This is a genomic window from Yoonia sp. R2-816 (assembly GCF_046762905.1).
GTDB lineage: Bacteria > Pseudomonadota > Alphaproteobacteria > Rhodobacterales > Rhodobacteraceae > Yoonia.
In genome coordinates, this window is sequence record NZ_JBKQXN010000139.1 from 1 (window position 1) to 17,691 (window position 17,691).

Sequence of the window (17,691 nt, forward strand, 5' to 3'; positions counted from 1 at the left end):
GCAGAACAGCGTGCCGAGATCTGGGATCGCTGGCAGCGTGGGGAGTCGATGAGGTCGATTGGGCGCGTTTTTGATCGCCAATCATCCTCAGTCTTTTCCGTGATCTCACCAACGGGTGGGATACGCCCGCCAGATCGCAGACGCGGCAGGTCTGCATTGAGCCTTTCTGAGCGCGAAGAGATATCCCTTGGGCTCAGCACCAAACAGTCCTTGCGCGCGATTGCGCGTCAGTTGGTGCGTGCGCCTTCAACGATCAGCCGAGAGGTTCGGCGCAATGGCGGCATGACAGGCTATCGCGCAACCACATCGGATCAAGCTGCGTGGGACCGGGCTTTACGTCCCAAGATGTGCAAGTTGGCTTGCCACCCGACATTGGCCCACGCAGTATCGGCAAAGCTACGGCGCAAATGGTCGCCAGAACAAGTTGCTGGTTGGCTCAAACGCGCATTCCCTGGAGAGACGCATAAGCAGGTGTCACACGAAACTATTTACAGAAGCCTTTATATACAGGCACGTGGCGTCCTGAAGAAGGAACTTCTGGAGCACTTGCGCGCCAAACGTACAGTCAGGCGTTCCAAGCACGCGAGCCAGAAGCGCAAGGGAAATGGCCAGATCAAGGATGCGGTGTCCATTAGCGAAAGACCTGCATCGGTCGAGGATCGCGCTGTTCCGGGGCACTGGGAGGGCGACTTGATCGGGGGCTCAAAAAACAGCTATGTCGCGACCCTCGTGGAACGGCATTCCAGATATGTCATGCTGGTAAAAGTCGCCAACAAAGACACTGAAAGCGTGGTCACAGCGCTGATCAAGTCGGCTCAGAAGCTGCCACGTGAGCTCTACAAATCTCTGACATGGGACCGCGGCAAAGAGCTGGCGGATCATCCGCGCTTTACGCTGGCCACGGATGTTGATGTCTACTTCTGCGATCCCCAGTCACCGTGGCAGCGCGGATCGAACGAAAATACCAACCGGCTTGTAAGGCAATATTTGCCTCGCGGAACCGACCTATCCGCCCATTCCCAAGCAAAACTCAGCGCTATCGCAAGGCAACTCAACGAACGACCGCGCAAGACCTTGCAATATCAAACGCCAGCGGAGAAGTTCGCCGAGTGTGTTGCGTCGACCGGTTGAGATCGCCACAGAAAGCGGACATTGACCCTTTTGCCTTGAACGTCGGGTTTGTCCGCTCTTGAGAACTTAGCCAAGATCCAAATCGCGCAGGTGCAGCGAACGGCGGCTTTGCGGGTTGCGACCGCAGCATCTTGAACGGTCGATCAAGGGCGGCAGACGGCCGGTAACGTCCTTCAGTTCGTCAAACAGCGCGCGTATCGCCGCTTGCCCCTTCATCATTGAATACAGATTGCACACACCAAACAACTCAGAACCGCCCCACGCCTGACCGTGGTGTGGAGACGAGTATGCGCGACAGTCGAGCGCATCGGCAAGAGTGAAGTCCGGAAAGGCTTCAATAACTGCACGTGCACACTCGGCATCGCGCAGGTATACTCCGATTGCATCCATCGCCATCGCAGGAGATGAGTGAACCGCGTACTGTCCGCCACTACTTCTTTGGCAAGCCAGCGATGCAGCGCGTCGAGGCGCATCCCAAATCCTCGTGGGGGAACCGCAAAGCGGATGCGTCCTGGAAACGCCGCTTCGTCGGCTTTCTTCTGCGGTGTCGTCCGTCTCCCCATTTCAAGAACATTTCAAGAACACTCGCATTGGACAAGTTGGACTTTAGGTCAGCTTGTTGCCTTAAATGCGCAACCAACCCACAGCCGACATCCGATAAGTTGACGTCGTTGACTACTGTCAGCCCAAAGCAGACATGATTGTTCTGCACGTCGGGCGGGACGCAGCCGCTCGCTGCGACTGCGAAGTTAGTTCAAAAAATTGCGAAAAAGCGGACATTTGTTAGGTAGCTTCCTTTGGGCTTCGGTAGGCTGATAGCAAGGTGATCCGTTTTGAGTAGATATGTTTCATTGATGGCAACAAAAAACTAGTTATTGTCCTTTCGCACGGCAACGGCTTCTTCGATCGATCAGCAAGCCACCGTTGAACCTAGCTTATTCAGGTTGAGCACTACTTTGTTTTCCGTGGACTGACTTCTGCGAAAGGACAAACGTTTCAAGCCTAGCACGCCAAGAACCGTCTTCAGTGCTGCCTTGTCTCGGCAGGGGTTCGACCTGTTTCGCGTTTGAAGACTGTCCAGAAATAGCTCACGTTTCGAAAGCCGCAGATCGCGGCGACCGCAGTGACTGGCAATTTCGTTTTCCGCAACAGCTCTTCAGCCTTTCGGCAGCGGCGCTGCGTGACGTACTTTGCCGGTGTTTGCCCCAGCGCGCTTTTGAAGCTTCGGCTGAACTGCGTTGTGCTCATGCAGGCGACGGCGGCGAGATTTCCGACACATAACGGTTCGGATAGATGCTCTTCTATATACTCAACGACCCGTCCCAATCGCGCGTCACCGATTGCGGAAGCTGGCGCAAGTCCAAGTTTCTTGTCGGTATCCGCCAGCAATTTGGACACCAAGCTCAACCAGAGCCCGTCGATCATCAGGTTTGTGGCCGGATCGTCGTACAAAGAAAGACGCCACATATCTTGGATCAGCGCAAAAGCCATGGCCGATGACCGAAACTGGCCGGAAAAGCCTTCGAGGGCCGTCAATGACATCCCCCGTTCATCGAGCAGCACGCGAAGCTGTTGTTCGGGGGCAAAGGCGATGCGCAGGTGAAGATCGGGCAATCGGAACCGGCATTCTTGGTTGGGGGGCTGTATATCAACAACGCCTTGCGCATAGCTGTGTGTTTTCCAGCCATCGCCAAAGTCATATTGGAACGCGTCGTGCTTGTTCATCGTGGTGACAAACGGAACCTCGGGGATTGCCGGGTCTGCCGTCTCGATGGCACCCTGCTTGACGTCCAAAAAGGTAAGCCCGAACGTGCCGCCACGTCGCACGTCTTGCTCGAACGAAGCGTATTCCGAGTTTTGGTAGAAGTCGGCGAATGTATCCATTGATACAGGACATACCGCAACTTGTGGTGCACACAAAGCTTGTTGCGACGTGACCATTTGAATTTCGACCATCCTCTTTCGAATTCGAAGCGTTTTCGCCCTCGCCCTGTGTTCAGGCTCAAAACCACGCGTAAGGTTTCGCGCACAGATGAGGTGAAAATATGCGTATAATGGACTTGATTTTGGCTGCAGTCGGCGTTGCTGCTTTATACGGCGGTTATCTGCTGTTTTCGCAGCCAGGCACTGCGACAAACGTCGCCGTAGCTCTCCCCCAGCGCTTGCCGGTCGTGGAAGTAGCCCTTGTCGAGCGTGCAGATGTCGAGGCCAGTGTCAATCAAACCGCGCTTTTGAAGGCATCGTCGGAAGTACCCGTGACAACAGAGTTGGCCGGCCGCGTCGTATGGATCAACGAGAGGTTTCAACTGGGCCAGCGGCTGGAGAATGGCGAACGCATTTTTGAATTGGATGCTGCGCGGCTTGAAACGGACGTCATCAGGGCAGAGGCCGATATCTCAGCTGCTGAGGCTGAGCGCGAGCGCCTTGAGAAAGAACTGACGCGTATCAGCACACTTGCCGAACGAAATATCTCGTCTCAGGCGGCACTTGCGACCACGACAGCGAACCTCGCAGCCGCAGAGGCGCAATTGAAACAACGCAACGCCGCCCTTTTGTCAGCAGAGCTGGCGCAACGGCAAGCGACCATCACGGCCCCTTTCGACGCTGTTGTCGCGCAAGAAACCTTGTCGCTTGGCCAGTTCCTGCAGCCTGGAACTGAAGTGGGCAGGTTGGTGGCCGCAGATGAAGCGGAACTGTTGGTGCGGCTGAATGCCGAGCAGCTTTACGCTGTTGAGCAAGGTGAAGATCTTATCGGCCGGCGGGTCACGGTCACTGCGACGGATGGGTCTGGCGCGCAAAAGCCAGGGGTCATTAGTCGGATCGCATTGACGAACGAAGCGGCCACACAAACAACGGGCGTGCTGGTCACGGTCAGCCAACCTTTTGACACAAGGGGTGGAGTCTTTCGGATCAATTCCCTCTTTGATGTTTCCATCCCATTGCCGGGCAGTTCAGACAGGTTGCTGTCGGTGCCGGTGGCCGCGGTTCAAACCGGTGATCGCATTTGGGGCGTCGTGGATGGTGCGCTCACGCAGATACCGGCCGTGCTGGATCGGCGCGCGGGTGATCGCATGATCCTGCGGTCAGGGTCGCTTGAGGTTGGGATGGGCGTGGTGACAACGCGCCTGCCAAATGCAATCGAAGGGTTGAAAGTGCGCGTGTCCTCTGAAGGTGCGCAAGCCGCACTTGGTGAAAGTGCTGACCAATGAGAGGCCTTATTCGCGCCGCCGCATCAAATCCTGTCTTTTCCAATCTCCTTATGATCGGATTGATCCTTGCAGGTCTGTCGAGCCTCTTTTCGATCACGGTCAAGAATTTCCCCAAGATCGACCTTGGCGCCATTCAGGTATCGGTCGCGTATCCCGGCGCAACCCCGCAAGAGGTCGCCGATACGATCATCGTCCCTATTGAGGGCAAAGTGCGCGCGATAGATGGCATTCGCCGCGTTTCGGCGGAAGCTGTGACAGGCAACGCGAGCGTGACGCTGTCGCTGGAACGTGGCGCAGAACCCCGGGTGGTCCTTGATGATGTGAAGGCCGCTTTGGGGGAAATCACCGTGTTTCCGTCCGGATCGGAATCCCCGATTGTGGTTGAGGCGGAGGCACCAGAACTGGCGATCCAACTGGTCGTTACTGGCCCGCTTCCGGTGACAGATATCAAGGATCTCGCGTTTGAAATTCGCGAGGAGCTGCTCGCCTTTCCAAACATCACAAGTGTCGACATGTCAGGTGCGCCCGAGGACCAGATTGATATCCTGGTGTCTCAAAGAACGCTGGATGCCTATGGCACCGGCCTGCGCGATCTGGCCGCACAGATCACAAATGAAAGCCTGAACCTGTCCGGTGGCACGCTCTTGTCAGATCGCGAGAGGCTTCAACTGAGAACGGAAGGGAAGGCACAGACTGGCACAGAATTTGGCGCGCTTCCCATTGTAAGTTCGGCCGATGGTGCAGTCCTGACCTTGAGCGATATCGCCAAAGTTCAGGATGGCCTCGCAGATAGTGGCATCGTATCGACATTGAACGGTGATCCGGCGGTCTTTCTTTCGATCAATCGCGAAGGTGACCAACAAATTCTGGAGCTTGTTGAGACGACCCAAGGTTACCTAAACACGCGTTTGAAACCGCGCCTGCCGGAAACCGTGGACGTGATCGAATGGCGAAACGAAGCTGAGCTTCTGAACGGTCGCATCGATCTGTTGTCCGCAAATGCGATTGTCGGCTTTGTTCTTATCCTCGTATTGTTGGCGGTCACGCTTGAGGTCAGGGTCGCTTTCTGGGTTGTCATCGGAATTGCGACCGCCTTTATCGCTTCGTTTTCGCTGATGGCGGTCTTTGGCGTCACCATCAATCAGCTGTCACTCTTTGGGTTCATATTGGCATTGGGTGTCGTCGTGGACGATGCAATCGTCGTGGGTGAAAATACCTTTTCTCGACGGCAATCAGGTGATGCCTCCCTGAAAGCGGCGCAAGAGGGCGTCCTGCGTGTGGCTGGTCCGGTTTTCTTTGCGGTAGCGACCACCATGTGTGCGTTTGTCCCCCTGCTGCTGCTGCCCGGAACATCGGGCTCCTTCATTGCCCCGGTCGCTTCGGTTGTTTTGCTGGTTCTGTTCTTTTCGCTGATCGACAGCCTGTTCATTCTGCCCCATCATCTGGCAAGCATTTCAGACCGCCCGGCCCGGCGTTGGTCGCCGTTTCGTTTGCTGGGTCTGCTGCGCAAGCTGATTGGTGGCAGCCTTGATTATGTCGGGCGCACGCTTGTCCGGCGCGCCGCCCGATTTGCCGTGCGGCAGCCATTGTTCGTCATATTGACCAGCTTTGGTTTATTCTTCGCCTCGTTGAGCCTGCTGTCAGGCGGGCAGGTCAAATTCGTCTTTTTTCCCGACGTTGAAGGTGACTATGTGGTCGGCACACTAGAGATGCCTGAAGGCGTGTCAGAGGTCGAAACCGCGGTTCGCGCGCAAGCGGTGGCTGCAGCAGCCATGCGTGTCGCGGCCAGGATCGCCGATGATCAGGCCCTTGCATCTGACGATGTTTTGCAAGCAACCGTCATCGCCATCGGTTATGCGCTCGCGGCTGGTGACCCGGGCGGCGTTGGCACGGGGTCAACAGATACCGCGACAATCGAAGCCAAGATCATGTCCGCAGAACAGCGCAGTTTCAGTGCCGCCGTCTTTGAACGGCTGTGGCGCGAGGAAACCGCTGATATCCCGGGGATCGTGCAGCTGACGTTTTCATCGTCCGTCGTCCCCATCGGCGCGGATATCGCACTGCAGGTTGGCAGCAAAAGCGATGACGCGCGCGTCTTTGCCGTCAATCAGATCAAGGACGCGTTAGCGGCCCGGCAGGGCATTCTGTCATTGCGAGACTCAGAGGCAACAACATCGCAAGAGGCTGTCTTCATTCCGACCGAGAATGCAAAATCACTAGGCGTCACAGTCAATGATGTCGCGCGCGAGATACGCTCTGCAGTGTTCGGAGAATTGGTGACAACGCTGCAAAGGAATGAAGAAGAAATTGACGTGCGCGTCCGTCTTCCCGAAAGCGAGCGCACCGATCTGAATGACCTCGCCGATTATCGGGTGCGCATTGGAAGCCAACTCGTTCCAATCAGCTCTCTTGGGTCATTTACGCTGTCGAACGCGCCAAGCACGATTTCACGGGTTGATGCGCGCCGCATCACAACCATTCTTGCCGATGTAGATGAAACCATCACCACCGGCGGCGCGGAAATCCGCATGCTGCAGGAGCAGGTGCTGCCGGAGATACAGGAACGCTACCCGGATGTGACGATGGAACTGTCAGGCGAGGCAGAAGAACAGGACGATTTCGGCCCATCGCTGGCGGTGAACTTTGGCCTCGCACTTTTCGCCATATTCGCATTGCTGACATTGGCGCTGCGATCTTACATCAACCCAATACTCATCCTGATGACAATCCCGTTTGGTTTCATGGGCGCGCTGATTGGTCATGCAGTTCTTGGGCTCGACCTGACGCTTTTGTCCATCTTCGGCGTCGTTGGCTTGTCCGGCATCGTGATCAACAGCGCCTTGTTGCTGATCACGACTGCGGACCGAAATGTGGAAGATGGCCAGGATTGGAGTTCTGCTGTCGTCAGGGCGGTTGTCTCTCGGTTCCGTCCGATATTTCTGACAACGCTGACCACATTCCTGGGTGTGACACCTCTTGTCCTGGAAACCAGTATTCAGGCGCAGTTCCTTATCCCTACGGCGATTTCATTGGGCGCGGGAATCCTGATTGGCTCACTCTTCGTGTTGTTCCTGGTGCCCGCGTATCTCGCGGCGGCCCGCTCCACCGCGGCTGTATTACTGACGCCGGTTCTGGGTCGCCGTCGCGCCATCAGCTGAAGGAATTCGAGAAATGAAATCATTTGCCGTCGTCCCGCTTTGTTTTCTGATGTCTTGCGGCGCAGTTGGACCTGACTATGTGACGCCCACAGTTGATCTGCCGAGCAGATTTGCAGGAGGTGGCGCAGAGAGCATCCCAAATGCACCCCAAACCGTCTGGTGGTCGCAACTCAACGATCCATTGCTCTCAGAGTTGATAGCGCGCGGGATCGCCCAAAACCTCAATGTGCAGATTGCACTTGAGCGCATTGAAGAGTCTCAAGCCGGTTTGCGTGCCTCTGGTGCGTCTCTTACCAATGGGAGCCTGACGGCCGAAGTCACCACGGGCGAAAGCGAAGGCATCGCCGCTGACACGCGCGCCTATCGACTGAATGCGGGTCTTGTCCTTGACATATTCGGGAGAAACGCAAGAGAGGTCGAACAGGCAGCCGCGACCTTGGATGCGACGCGCGCGGATCTTGGCACGGCGCGGTTGGCTTTCCTGACTGAAATCGTCGATAACTACGTGCAAGCGCGGTACTATCAAGAAGCCGCCACGATCCTGCGGCAGACAGTGCAAAGTCGCAGCAGAACACTTCAGGCTGCTGAAAATCGGCTTGAGGTTGGCGATGCCACGATCATCGAAGTGCAACGCGCACGTGCCGATTTGGCGTCGGCAAGGGCAAGATTGCCGCTTCAGATAGCGAATTACGAAGCCAGCGTTTTTCGCATCGCGACATTGTTGGCCGAACCGTCGGCGTCTTTACAGCGGCAGATGGGGCAAGGGCGTGCCATTCCGCGACCGATAGGCGGCACGAGCGCAGGTGTTCCGGCTGACCTTTTCCGGAGCAGGCCCGATGTGCAGGCAGCCGAGCGCAGTTTTGCGAGCGCAACGGCGGCTATTGGGGTGTCAGAAGCGCAGCTTTATCCGTCGATCACCTTGAATGGCTCCATCGGAACCGGAGACACAGACCAATGGAGCTTTGGACCGCAAATAAACCTCGCGCTCTTCAACCGTGGTGCATTGCTCGCCAATCGCAACGCCGCCATTTCCCGCGCCCGCCAAGCAGAGCTGCGGTGGCGTCAGGCAGTCCTAAAGGCGTCTGAGGAGACTGAGGCTGCGATTGCATTACTGCGTGGATGGCGCCAACAACTGGCTGCACAACAGGATGCAAGTGAGGCAATCGGCGCGGTCGCGGAACTTTCGCTCACCAGCTATGAAACTGGCGAGATACCATTGGCAGAGCTATTGGACGTCGAGCGGCAATTTGCGGACGCAAGGCTGTCAACTGCCGATGCACGTCGAAACGCGACATTGAGTTGGATGCGCTTACAGATAGCAACAGGTCGCGGTTGGAAAACTCAATCCAGCTCAGAGTTGATGCGCAGAACATTGAGCCGTTAGTCTCTGACAAGAGGGCCGCCGGCACGCCTTAGAGTGACAGATCGTCTAATTGGGCGAGCTCTCGCAGATCAGCCTGAACAGCAGCCCCGCAAAAAAGCCGGGTGCGGCTTTGAGACAGAGGCCCGAGCGCAATCCAGCAAATGCTACGTGATGTACGAATGGCTGATTTCGGAGAAAAAGCACTTCGGTATCAAAATAATAATGAATGTCGACAATCGGCCGCCCTTGCAAGCGACCCATCTGATCAGATTTCAATGGCCTCCGAGGTAGCGAGCACATTTTCGAGTTCGACGCCTAGATACCGGACTGTGCTGTCCATTTTGGTATGCCTAAGCAATAGCTGAACAGCGCGCAAGTTTCCGGTCTTCTATTAGATCTGTGTGACCTTAGTCCTGCGCATTGAGTGTGTTCCATATGCCGTCGCCTCTGGACCGATCGATGTGACCCAATCCCTCACGATTCGGGCGTATTGCCTGGCAGTGATGTGGAGGCGTTCGTGAAACCTGCCAGGCCACAGGTATTCTGAACCGACTATCAACCGGTCTTCCATCCATTTGGATACGGATGCCCGGGTACCCTCTGATATCTCAAAACGAACTGGTTTCTGGGTTTTGCTTTGCAAAACCGAAGCACGTTCCTTGATCTGACCTGATGCCATTACATCGACGACTTGCATTCGGACCAGATCGCATCCGCGCAACTTGCTATCTATGGCCATGTTAAACTGCGCAAGATCGCGGTGGTTTTCGGCCAACTCAAGACGCACTCGAATCGCCCATACGTGTTTGGGTTTTAGCGGGCGTTGTTGGCCGACTATGCGGCCTTTGTTCCAAGCGCGGCGAAGAGCGCGAATAGCAGGTAAGTTTGGTGTTTCCATGACTGATCGTCCGATCTTCCGTCACCTCCCACAACGACAACCCGACGTTGACAGGGCACTACATCACAGGATGCTGCGCTGCATCCGAATCCGAGGTCTGGTCTTAGCCCATAGCAGAAGTGCTGAATTTGTGCTGCGTGCGCTCGCAGCGTGCGAAATGCTGCGTGAGCGGAAAATCCAGTGGAGCCGCGCAGCGGCAAAATCGGCCCTTCATACAGACTGTATCACATATCAGCGGTGGTGCTTAACAGATGCGGACAAAGCGACCTTTTGCTGCGGCTGCGCCAATTGCCGCTTTTCTAAAGAACTCGGCACATTGTCATGGGAGGCCTTGTGGGCGGATCCTTGGCCGGTAGCCAAGTTCTAGAAATCATCAAACTCTGGGACATTACCGAGCCTGACCAGGAAGCTGGGCGATCCGACTTCGCCACTGTTTGGGTCCTCTGTGATCATATAGGCATCAGCGCCCGCACAATCCTCGGACTGGGCTTCCCGTTCGGCTCTGTTCTGGGCCTCTGACGCAGTTGAATATTGAAATTGCTTGCCAATCTTCAGGCTTGCTTGCCCGTCACGGCCCCGCTTCTGTTCCACATATGTCTGACAGATATAGTGAATTTCTGTAGCGCTCTTGTCTGCATGCGTCATGGGTAACTCCTACGCGGTTGTCGTCGCGCCACTGAAACTTGAAAATGGGTGCGCAATCAGTGTGTCATCGCTGTATGGCGGCCTTGGGTGAACCTGTCTTATGCGCTACCGCGATGGCTTTGTCGGTGTGTTCGCTTCTCTTTCCAGGCGCGCATTGCGAAGACGGTCCATTTTGACTTGCCGCTGTTCCGCTTCTTCGTCGGCCATCTTCCGAACGACGCGGGTGGTCTTGTCCATCTGCGTTTCCACTTTGGGACCTTGCGCTTTGAACACGCTTGTTTTCGTTAGCTTTGCCAATTGGCATTCTCCTCATTGGTTTCATTTGGGCGTGTCGGAACAAGGTCGTTCAAACCAGTGCCAGGTGTTTACCGGAACCATGGGTTTCACGCGCGTTTGGCGCGGGTCGGTCATTGCGTAGATTTGCCTGAATGTCGGGGGCGGCCATGGCGCGCATCAAAGCGCCATAATTCATCTGGAACCGCATTTCTGATCCGACGCAGGTTGCCGAATGCTTGGTGCCAATAACAAGATGATCGCTTGTCGCGCCGATAAATGTATTGCCGGGAGGCATTGAAAGCCCAGCCGCGTCCGTATCCTGATGCCCAATGGCAAGAATCAACCGCGTGGTTTCTGCGGTGTTTGGGACAAGGTGAATTCTAGGCAAAGTGAGATCAGCAAAGCTGACGACCGGGCGCACAGACTTGGCGTCTGTCTCAATGACTTCGGCGACCAGTGTAAACGCATCTCTGAACATTCCGCCTATTTGATTTCCAGAGACCGGCTCGACGCCCAAAAGGATTGCTTCGCCAAGCCTGAGATCATTGATCCGACCATTCGCATGTCCACCCAGCGCCCAAGGCAGGTTTGCAGAGTTGCCGCCAGAGACCGTCTGGAGGTATGGCCCACACTGCCCCTCAACATCATTCGCAAGAACAGACAGGGCCTGCATCTTTGCATCCGTCGGGGCAATGCCGCTCAGACAAGTGAAGTTTGCTCCGATGCCTTTCAGCGCCACACCGGGCATGTCCACCACCTGCTGGGCTATGTCGCCGAGATCTTGCGGCATGATCCCTTCGCGCAGATCACCCATTTCGACCATCAGGATAATGCCGTGAACCGTGTCTTGCCGGATTGCAGCGGCGGCCAAGGCTGCAATCACAGCAATCTCTGTGTTGTAGCTCGACTCACAGACTTGCACGACGTCATCGACCTGGCTCAGCATGGGTGTCCGGATCAAGGTTACCGGACAAGTAATTCCAGCCTGGCGCAACTGCTTCACATTGCTCAAACGCGCCTCAGCGAGGCCTGCAGCGCCACCGTCAATCATGGCTCGGGCGATGGCTGGATGCCCACAAACGGCTTTGGTCACCCCGGTCACCTGGATGCCGCGCGCCTTCAGCAGCCCAACAACAGTCCGGGTGTTGTGACGTATCTTGCCAAGATCTACTTCTATGCGCGGGTTGCTCATATTGCGGCCACAGGCATCCCTTGCTGCAAACCGGGATACGCGCTGAGGACCATAGCCAGCAGATGTCCCGTTGGTCGGCTGAGTGCGTCAGTCACAGGCAGCCCAAGTTTCTCTGATTGTCCTGCAATCGTGTCTTTGATCTCGGCTTCGGACATACCTTCGTGATTGAGCGTGACGCCGATGACCTTGGTATCGGAAAACGCCTCGATCAACGCAATCTCGCTTGCCGGTGTGGGCATTGGCATGTTGGGAAAATCGCAGCGATGGGCACGTTTGGGGGCATGCTGAAGGATGACGGCGTCCGGCTGGCTGCCGCGCAGGATAAAGGCGGATGTGCAGAACGCAGGATGGCTTAGCGCACCTTGGCCTTCGATCAGGATGACATCGGGTTGCTCTGCCTCCGAGGCCGCGACAATCGCGCCCTCAAGTTCGCCGCAGCAAAACTGGGGCGGTACGGCGTCCATGGCTACACCATATTTCGCGCCCTGCATCAGACCCGTCTGGCCAGTGCCTACCAGCACAGTCTTGATGCCCTTTGCGTTCAGGGCACGGGCCAGAACCGTCGCGGTCGTCCGTTTTCCGATGGCGCAATCGGTTCCAAGAACGGCGATGCGCAGTGCATCGACATTCGCGACACTGCCATCGAACAGACGCATGTCCTTGCTGGGCTTGGGTTTGCGGATGTCGCGGATGGTCACATGTCTATCCAATGCCGCTTGCGCAATTTCAGCGTCGTCGCTCAGGTACTCATGCAGGCCACTGACGATGTTCATACCGCGCGCGATCGCCTCCAGTACAACGCTGCGATCAGCGGGCGAAAGCCGCCCGGTTGAGGGGGCCATTCCATAGATAAAGGCATCGGGCATGGAGGTTTCGTGAGTGACGGCGGCATCGAGACTTTCGAGGATTGGTATGTTGTTGATCGCGCCATCAAGAACCAGTCCGCTGTTGTTGCCGCTGTGGTCGCTGTCGATGACCGAGACGATCCGGTAGGCCTCTGAATGACGCACAAGACCGTTGGCAGTCTTGCCGTCAATTTTGGCGAAGTTGCTTTCGCAATAGACAATCGCAGTTGGCTGCACGGTGATCTGAGTGATGGACGTGGACTGTGTAGGTGCGTCGCTGGTCAATGGGGGCGCTTGTGCACCTCTGATTGGACGACGAATGGTATCGGCGGTTTGAGGTTCGGTTTTCATGGTAATTTCCTTTTGTTGGCAACACTGTCGTCGCCCCTGCGTGTGGAGGCTGCAGCCTTAGTGCCAAATTCTTAGTTGTTGAAAACGCACTGACCTTTGGATTTTTGGAAGTTCCTGTTACATTCCCAGCGGTTTCCAGATCTGTCGAGATGGGCGTTCGCGGGGATGTCTATCGCTTCGCAGGCTGTACCAGAGGCTTCATACCCCCTCTGGCATTTCCATCCCTCACCGTAGGTTGCATCGTCAAAATAGGCGAAATCCGGGATTACGACGGCCTCGCACAGACCGTCTCGTTCGAAAAAGCCACGTTCACATGTCCAGGGTTGACCATAGCGAGATCCGTTCAAATATCCGTTGATGGGAACCGCAATGGCGTCGCAACGGGTACCCATCCGCTCAAACCCACGTTCACATTCCCACGCCGACCCATATGATCCATCCACCAGATGGGCATTTTCGGGCACGACGACCTCTTGGCAAATATCATCAACCTTGAGGAATCCGCGCAGGCATTGCCAGCGTTCGCCAGAAGGGTCCAGAAACCCACCATCGGGGACAACCACTGCAACGCACGCCGTTTCATCGACCTTGCGAAAGCCATGAAAGCATTCCCATCCAGGACCATATGTGCGGTTCGTCTCATATGCATTTTCGGGTGCCACAACGGCTGCACAGCTATCGCCAATAAGCCGATACCCGACGTTGCAATCCCAACCGTCACCATAGCTCTTTGCGCTGGCGTTTTCCGGCATGGATTGGGCGAATGCAGGGATTGCAAAAACAAGCAGAGCGAAAGTGGGGCCGAGGAAGAAAACCCAAATCATTCGGATGTCCGCCAATACAGATGTCCCGCAAGTTGTTTGGGGCAATTGCAGCGCTGTCTTTGAATTATGATCCATCCAACTCAAGCCCCGCGAGGCAGGCATCTGCAAGGTTGCGATCTGGCTTGTCTGAGCCCGGGTGGGTTGCCCAACCTGTTTCCATCATCGCATTGCGGCGGCCAAATGCCGAGGCATCCTGAAGGATCGCAAGTTTCTCTGCGCGTTCCGGGTCTGCAGCAGACATGTTCAGGCACACCGGCACCATTGCCAAAGTCACTTCGTCAGTTGCGAAGTCCTGTGCTATGGTTTGGGCGTTGCCGCTCGTCACCCAGCCACCCCAAGTAAAGCCGAGGATAGAAACCGCAATCGCGCCACCCAAGGCACCGTAGATGCCGGGTTTCGTCCATTCTGGAAAAGTCATTTTTGATCCTTTGACGGAGAAAGCGCCGCCTCACTGTTTTTTGCGCTGACAAGATTTTGTGTCAGGGCCGTTTTCAAGCCGTATTGATCGACAGGGCGCTGTTCATATCTGGTCGTATTTCATGGGCGTATCCGGCCGCCAAAACGGATAAACCTATCGCATGGGCGATGTGGCCATGCGCGATAACATCGGCAAACTTCCCAAACATCAGATCCTTGCAACGGGACGTGACAGCTGAATTTTGATGATAGATAATTGCAGTTCGCTATAGCAGGCGATGCGCCTTTGCCGCAGAAAACCACAACTTTGTATCCTGTACGTAGTTCCTTCACGCCTGAATTACAATGTAAGCCGACCTGATCTTGTTTCTAACGCCGACCATGTTCTTGAATTGAGCAGAGCGAACGAACCTTCGATCTTGTATGTGCCCAACCCTGCCGCCAAATGAGGCGCCTACGTCGCCTAGTGCCGAAAACACTCCGTCACGCGGACCGCAGCGTTTGTAAGCATGGGTTCTCAGCCGCCCAATGCTGATGCGGCATAGCCGGGTCTGTGAGTGCTTTGTAACCTGCCATTCGCCTCTCAGGCGTAGTTGGGACTCTGCAGCTTCATACGATGTACCACCATTGGTGCATCCATAGCCAACGTTCCGGCAAAACGCCGCGAAAGCGGGCGGAGAGCCCTTTTCGACGGATGTTGGGCGCTGCACCAAAGCTTGCTTTATGCCTTTGCCAAGTTGGCCAAAGGTACTTCTGAGACCTAGATGTGTCCCTGCGGATTCGTATGCCGTCAGTAGCTTCGCTCCGCCTGAATGAATGTGAAGTTGGGTTCTGAGATTACACCTGCAGCTGCCATGCCGTTGGCAAGCACTGGGTCCTCCGCAAAGGCGCGCGCCCGCTCCATTGTATCCCATTCGAACACGACCGTGACGACGCGATGGTCGACCGGGTTGTGCAGGATGTAGGCGCTCACCTCACCGACACTGCGTCGTGTCGCGATTGCGCCGTCGAATACGTCTTTCCAGCGATCAAAGTCTTCGACTTCGTGGGTGACAATCATGATTGCCTCTTGTGCCTCAGAATAAGAGCTCGAAGCGACAGCCACGGTCAAAGCGCCCGCTGCGCAGATGCCATAAAAATGGAGGGTCATTGTACTATACCTTTTGAAAGAGTGGGATGGCCGGTGACCCGGGGGGCCACCGGCCATTCAAATCAACGACGACCGTTCATCATCCAAGCGGCGCATTCAGCGCCCAATTCGGCAATGGCCCGGGCCTCGTAGGCAGCACTGTCGGCGGCAGGCAGGCTTGCTTGCCACCGGCCATTGGTGCCCTTGTTGATGAAGGTCGCCCCGCCGCCCTCCCAAAGTGCCCCTCCCATCGGGGCCATGGCATCGGCATTCGTCTTCATGTAGTCGAATGAGCAATGGCGAAGGATCGCGTCCCAGTTTGTCGGAGCAATATCCAGAAAGTCGGCAATCCGCCGGATCTCGCCTTCCATATCGGCCTTCAGGTCGTTGAAATGCACCATCAGCACATTGGGCAGGTCGCGGATCGCCCACCAGCTACGCATGTTCTCCCAAAGGGACCAGAACGGATAGCCATCTCCATCAAGCCATTGGCGGAAGTAGGCGACCGGATCTTCCGGTGCGCGGTCCAACGCAGGGCCGACGCGACCGGGCGTGTCGTTGATGACGGAAAAGAACTGGTCATTCGCGTTGTGATGGTGGTTGTGCAGGCTCCACATCAAGTCACGACCGTCGCGGGCAACATAGACGTATTTGACCTTGGGCGAGAAGACGAGCGCATCGACGGGTAGATGTGTTTTGAGAAACCGCCGATGCGTCTGCGCCTCAAGCATCGGCAACTTCACTTCTGGCGGAGGCACACGCAGATCAACCCAAGGACTGACTTGTCCCGCCGCAGGTTCGGTGCGCCCATCGAAAATGAGCTGGCCGATGATCTGCTGTGTCCAAGTCGTGCCTGCCTTGGCGTAGCTTGCCACGATGATATCATCATCACGAAAAGTGAAACTGTCCCAAATTGTTGAATCCATGTGGTGATTTTGAATATCGCGGGTTTTTGACGGGGCGCCTTGCGCGGTCATTGTGTCCATTCTAATTCTCTCTTTTTTGTGGGTACCGTGTAATGACCCCACGATATTGACGTGCCGACCAGCGATCTATCCATCAAGATTGAGAACCATTCTGCTTTTTTGCAGAGCCATGCTATTCTTGGGTTATGTACGACTGGAGTGACATCCGCATCTTCCTGGCAGTGGCGCGCGAAGGTTCAACACTGGCGGCGTCCCGACAGCTGAATATCAACAATACAACCGTCAGCCGACGTATTCAGGCGCTGGAGCACGGGTTGCAACTAACCCTGTTCATACGTGACACCCGCGGATATTCCCTAACGCCGCAAGGCTAGGCATTGCTGGCAAGGGCGGAGAAGCTGGAACAGGCCTCTCTCGACATTGCAGCCGAAGCCGAGCGTCTCAATCGCGATTTGTCCGGTATCATCCGAGTCACTGCACCCGAGGCGCTGATGACGCACATTATCATTCCAATCATGATGGCCTACCGGACGCTCCACCCCGAGGTGAGGTTCGAGAACCTCTCAGCAGAAACGCAGGTCAGTCTCGAACGCGGGGATGCGGATATTGCCTTTCGGGCGACAGATGCAGTGGTCGGCGATACGCTGATCGCCCGTCGCCTGCCCGATATCACCTGGTCTGCCTATTGCTCGATAGACTATGTCGCGAGCCATGGTATGCCGGAGAGAATGGAAGACCTGCGAAACCACGCAATTGTCAGCTTCGGAAAGGAAATCGCGCATTTAGGGTTCGTCAAATGGTTCGTTTCGCATACCAGCGAAGACAAGATCGTAGCCACCTGCAATTCTGTGCCCAACATGTCGGGAATGATCCGAGCCGGCGTCGGGGTCGGGCTGTTGTGGACCGGGAGCGGCGACCCGTTACCAGATCTTGTCCGCTGTTTCCCGCCACCCTCGGAACTCGACACTCCGTGGTGGCTGGTTGCATCGCAAGAGGCGCACGGCTTGCTTCGCGTGCGCAGTTTCATGGACTTCGCCGCCGACAAGATCGATGAAGAGCGTTACGGATTACGCAAAAAAGGTGAGGAACGCGGCGGCCTGCAATGAGCAAATCCGGCGGTGTTCCATCAAGTTAGTTCCTGAAGTCAAACGCCGAAACCAGTCGTTCGCGCATATGCAGCGAAAGCCAGCTTCGTCCTGTGTGGATGGTCCCTGCAAAGCAAGACTTTTTTCGAAGCAGTTAGCAATTTGTCAGATACGGTCTTGTGTTCGGCCTGTTCGCGCGGTTCTTAGGTCCGCTGGCCTTGATGGTTTCCGCAGATCAAGTC

The 17,691-nt window shown here is 55.9% G+C and carries 16 protein-coding genes and 1 pseudogene; 6 read left to right on the forward strand and 11 right to left on the reverse strand.

Going from position 1 to position 17,691, the window contains the following annotated elements; all coding sequences use genetic code 11:
- Positions 1-1,131: IS30 family transposase (locus tag ACFWW2_RS04665; RefSeq protein ID WP_393926581.1), on the forward strand; the 1,131-nt coding region annotated here is incomplete at its 5' end.
- Positions 1,132-1,197: 66 nt separating this feature from the next.
- Here ACFWW2_RS04665 and ACFWW2_RS04670 read toward each other — a convergent pair.
- Together ACFWW2_RS04670 and ACFWW2_RS04675 are read right to left on the reverse strand one after the other, a co-directional pair.
- Positions 1,198-1,527, reverse strand: a complete 330-nt coding sequence (locus ACFWW2_RS04670; protein WP_393926582.1) for a hypothetical protein — start codon at positions 1,525-1,527, stop codon at positions 1,198-1,200.
- 627 nt (positions 1,528-2,154) lie between these two features.
- The gene (locus ACFWW2_RS04675; protein ID WP_393926583.1) at positions 2,155-3,087 is read right to left on the reverse strand and encodes a helix-turn-helix domain-containing protein; all 933 of its coding nucleotides are present in this window, start codon (positions 3,085-3,087) and stop codon (positions 2,155-2,157) included.
- 89 nt (positions 3,088-3,176) lie between these two features.
- Here ACFWW2_RS04675 and ACFWW2_RS04680 point away from each other — a divergent pair, with 89 nt between their 5' ends.
- From ACFWW2_RS04680 to ACFWW2_RS04690, 3 genes are read left to right on the forward strand one after another with little or no spacing between them, the layout of a single operon-like run.
- Entirely contained in the window at positions 3,177-4,340 is a 1,164-nt protein-coding gene (locus ACFWW2_RS04680; RefSeq protein ID WP_393926584.1) for an efflux RND transporter periplasmic adaptor subunit, read from the forward strand.
- Positions 4,337-7,498, forward strand: coding sequence for an efflux RND transporter permease subunit (locus ACFWW2_RS04685; RefSeq protein WP_393926585.1), 3,162 nt, complete (start codon positions 4,337-4,339; stop codon positions 7,496-7,498). Before ACFWW2_RS04680 ends, ACFWW2_RS04685 begins: the two co-directional genes overlap by 4 nt.
- A gap of 13 nt (positions 7,499-7,511) precedes the next feature.
- Positions 7,512-8,882: an efflux transporter outer membrane subunit gene (locus ACFWW2_RS04690; protein ID WP_393926586.1), complete on the forward strand. Its 1,371-nt coding sequence runs from the start codon at positions 7,512-7,514 to the stop codon at positions 8,880-8,882.
- Between the two features lie 244 nt (positions 8,883-9,126).
- Here ACFWW2_RS04690 and ACFWW2_RS04695 read toward each other — a convergent pair.
- From ACFWW2_RS04695 to ACFWW2_RS04735, 9 genes and pseudogenes are all read right to left on the reverse strand, one after another.
- Positions 9,127-9,759 (reverse strand): annotated as a pseudogene (locus ACFWW2_RS04695) (tyrosine-type recombinase/integrase).
- 363 nt (positions 9,760-10,122) lie between these two features.
- On the reverse strand, positions 10,123-10,404 hold the full coding sequence (locus ACFWW2_RS04700; protein ID WP_393926587.1) for a hypothetical protein: 282 nt from the start codon (positions 10,402-10,404) through the stop codon (positions 10,123-10,125).
- A gap of 105 nt (positions 10,405-10,509) precedes the next feature.
- Positions 10,510-10,641 carry a hypothetical protein gene (locus ACFWW2_RS04705; RefSeq protein WP_393926588.1) on the reverse strand — a complete coding sequence of 44 codons (132 nt, stop codon included), beginning with the start codon at positions 10,639-10,641 and terminating at the stop codon, positions 10,510-10,512.
- A 109-nt stretch (positions 10,642-10,750) separates the two neighbouring features.
- Positions 10,751-11,872 carry an alanine/ornithine racemase family PLP-dependent enzyme gene (locus ACFWW2_RS04710; RefSeq protein ID WP_393926589.1) on the reverse strand — a complete coding sequence of 374 codons (1,122 nt, stop codon included), beginning with the start codon at positions 11,870-11,872 and terminating at the stop codon, positions 10,751-10,753.
- Positions 11,869-13,068, reverse strand: coding sequence for a DUF1611 domain-containing protein (locus ACFWW2_RS04715; protein WP_393926590.1), 1,200 nt, complete (start codon positions 13,066-13,068; stop codon positions 11,869-11,871). The genes ACFWW2_RS04710 and ACFWW2_RS04715 overlap by 4 nt, the downstream gene beginning before the upstream one ends.
- A gap of 71 nt (positions 13,069-13,139) precedes the next feature.
- Positions 13,140-13,892 (reverse strand): hypothetical protein, encoded by a 753-nt coding sequence (locus ACFWW2_RS04720; RefSeq protein ID WP_393926591.1) that lies wholly within the window; start codon positions 13,890-13,892, stop codon positions 13,140-13,142.
- A 64-nt stretch (positions 13,893-13,956) separates the two neighbouring features.
- Complete coding sequence (locus tag ACFWW2_RS04725; protein ID WP_393926592.1) at positions 13,957-14,310, reverse strand: hypothetical protein; 354 nt, start codon at positions 14,308-14,310, stop codon at positions 13,957-13,959.
- Positions 14,311-15,099: 789 nt separating this feature from the next.
- Positions 15,100-15,459, reverse strand: coding sequence for a hypothetical protein (locus tag ACFWW2_RS04730; RefSeq protein WP_393926593.1), 360 nt, complete (start codon positions 15,457-15,459; stop codon positions 15,100-15,102).
- A gap of 62 nt (positions 15,460-15,521) precedes the next feature.
- Positions 15,522-16,364: a sulfotransferase domain-containing protein gene (locus ACFWW2_RS04735; RefSeq protein WP_393926594.1), complete on the reverse strand. Its 843-nt coding sequence runs from the start codon at positions 16,362-16,364 to the stop codon at positions 15,522-15,524.
- 185 nt (positions 16,365-16,549) lie between these two features.
- Here ACFWW2_RS04735 and ACFWW2_RS04740 point away from each other — a divergent pair, with 185 nt between their 5' ends.
- Positions 16,550-16,738: a LysR family transcriptional regulator gene (locus tag ACFWW2_RS04740; protein ID WP_393926595.1), complete on the forward strand. Its 189-nt coding sequence runs from the start codon at positions 16,550-16,552 to the stop codon at positions 16,736-16,738.
- A gap of 3 nt (positions 16,739-16,741) precedes the next feature.
- Positions 16,742-17,470 carry a LysR substrate-binding domain-containing protein gene (locus tag ACFWW2_RS04745; RefSeq protein ID WP_393926596.1) on the forward strand — a complete coding sequence of 243 codons (729 nt, stop codon included), beginning with the start codon at positions 16,742-16,744 and terminating at the stop codon, positions 17,468-17,470.
- Positions 17,471-17,691 lie beyond the last annotated feature (221 nt).

Bases quoted from the DNA above. Each gene is read 5' to 3' on its own strand.
- ACFWW2_RS04740 (WP_393926595.1), top strand. From the start codon at position 16,550: ATGTACGACTGGAGTGACATCCGCATCTTCCTGGCAGTGGCGCGCGAA.
- ACFWW2_RS04700 (WP_393926587.1), bottom strand. From the start codon at position 10,404: ATGACGCATGCAGACAAGAGCGCTACAGAAATTCACTATATCTGTCAG.
- ACFWW2_RS04675 (WP_393926583.1), bottom strand. From the start codon at position 3,087: ATGGTCGAAATTCAAATGGTCACGTCGCAACAAGCTTTGTGTGCACCA.
- ACFWW2_RS04715 (WP_393926590.1), bottom strand. From the start codon at position 13,068: ATGAAAACCGAACCTCAAACCGCCGATACCATTCGTCGTCCAATCAGA.
- ACFWW2_RS04680 (WP_393926584.1), top strand. From the start codon at position 3,177: ATGCGTATAATGGACTTGATTTTGGCTGCAGTCGGCGTTGCTGCTTTA.
- ACFWW2_RS04670 (WP_393926582.1), bottom strand. From the start codon at position 1,527: ATGGCGATGGATGCAATCGGAGTATACCTGCGCGATGCCGAGTGTGCA.
- ACFWW2_RS04720 (WP_393926591.1), bottom strand. From the start codon at position 13,892: ATGATTTGGGTTTTCTTCCTCGGCCCCACTTTCGCTCTGCTTGTTTTT.
- ACFWW2_RS04685 (WP_393926585.1), top strand. From the start codon at position 4,337: ATGAGAGGCCTTATTCGCGCCGCCGCATCAAATCCTGTCTTTTCCAAT.
- ACFWW2_RS04725 (WP_393926592.1), bottom strand. From the start codon at position 14,310: ATGACTTTTCCAGAATGGACGAAACCCGGCATCTACGGTGCCTTGGGT.
- ACFWW2_RS04730 (WP_393926593.1), bottom strand. From the start codon at position 15,459: ATGACCCTCCATTTTTATGGCATCTGCGCAGCGGGCGCTTTGACCGTG.
- ACFWW2_RS04705 (WP_393926588.1), bottom strand. From the start codon at position 10,641: ATGGACAAGACCACCCGCGTCGTTCGGAAGATGGCCGACGAAGAAGCG.
- ACFWW2_RS04735 (WP_393926594.1), bottom strand. From the start codon at position 16,364: ATGGATTCAACAATTTGGGACAGTTTCACTTTTCGTGATGATGATATC.
- ACFWW2_RS04710 (WP_393926589.1), bottom strand. From the start codon at position 11,872: ATGAGCAACCCGCGCATAGAAGTAGATCTTGGCAAGATACGTCACAAC.
- ACFWW2_RS04690 (WP_393926586.1), top strand. From the start codon at position 7,512: ATGAAATCATTTGCCGTCGTCCCGCTTTGTTTTCTGATGTCTTGCGGC.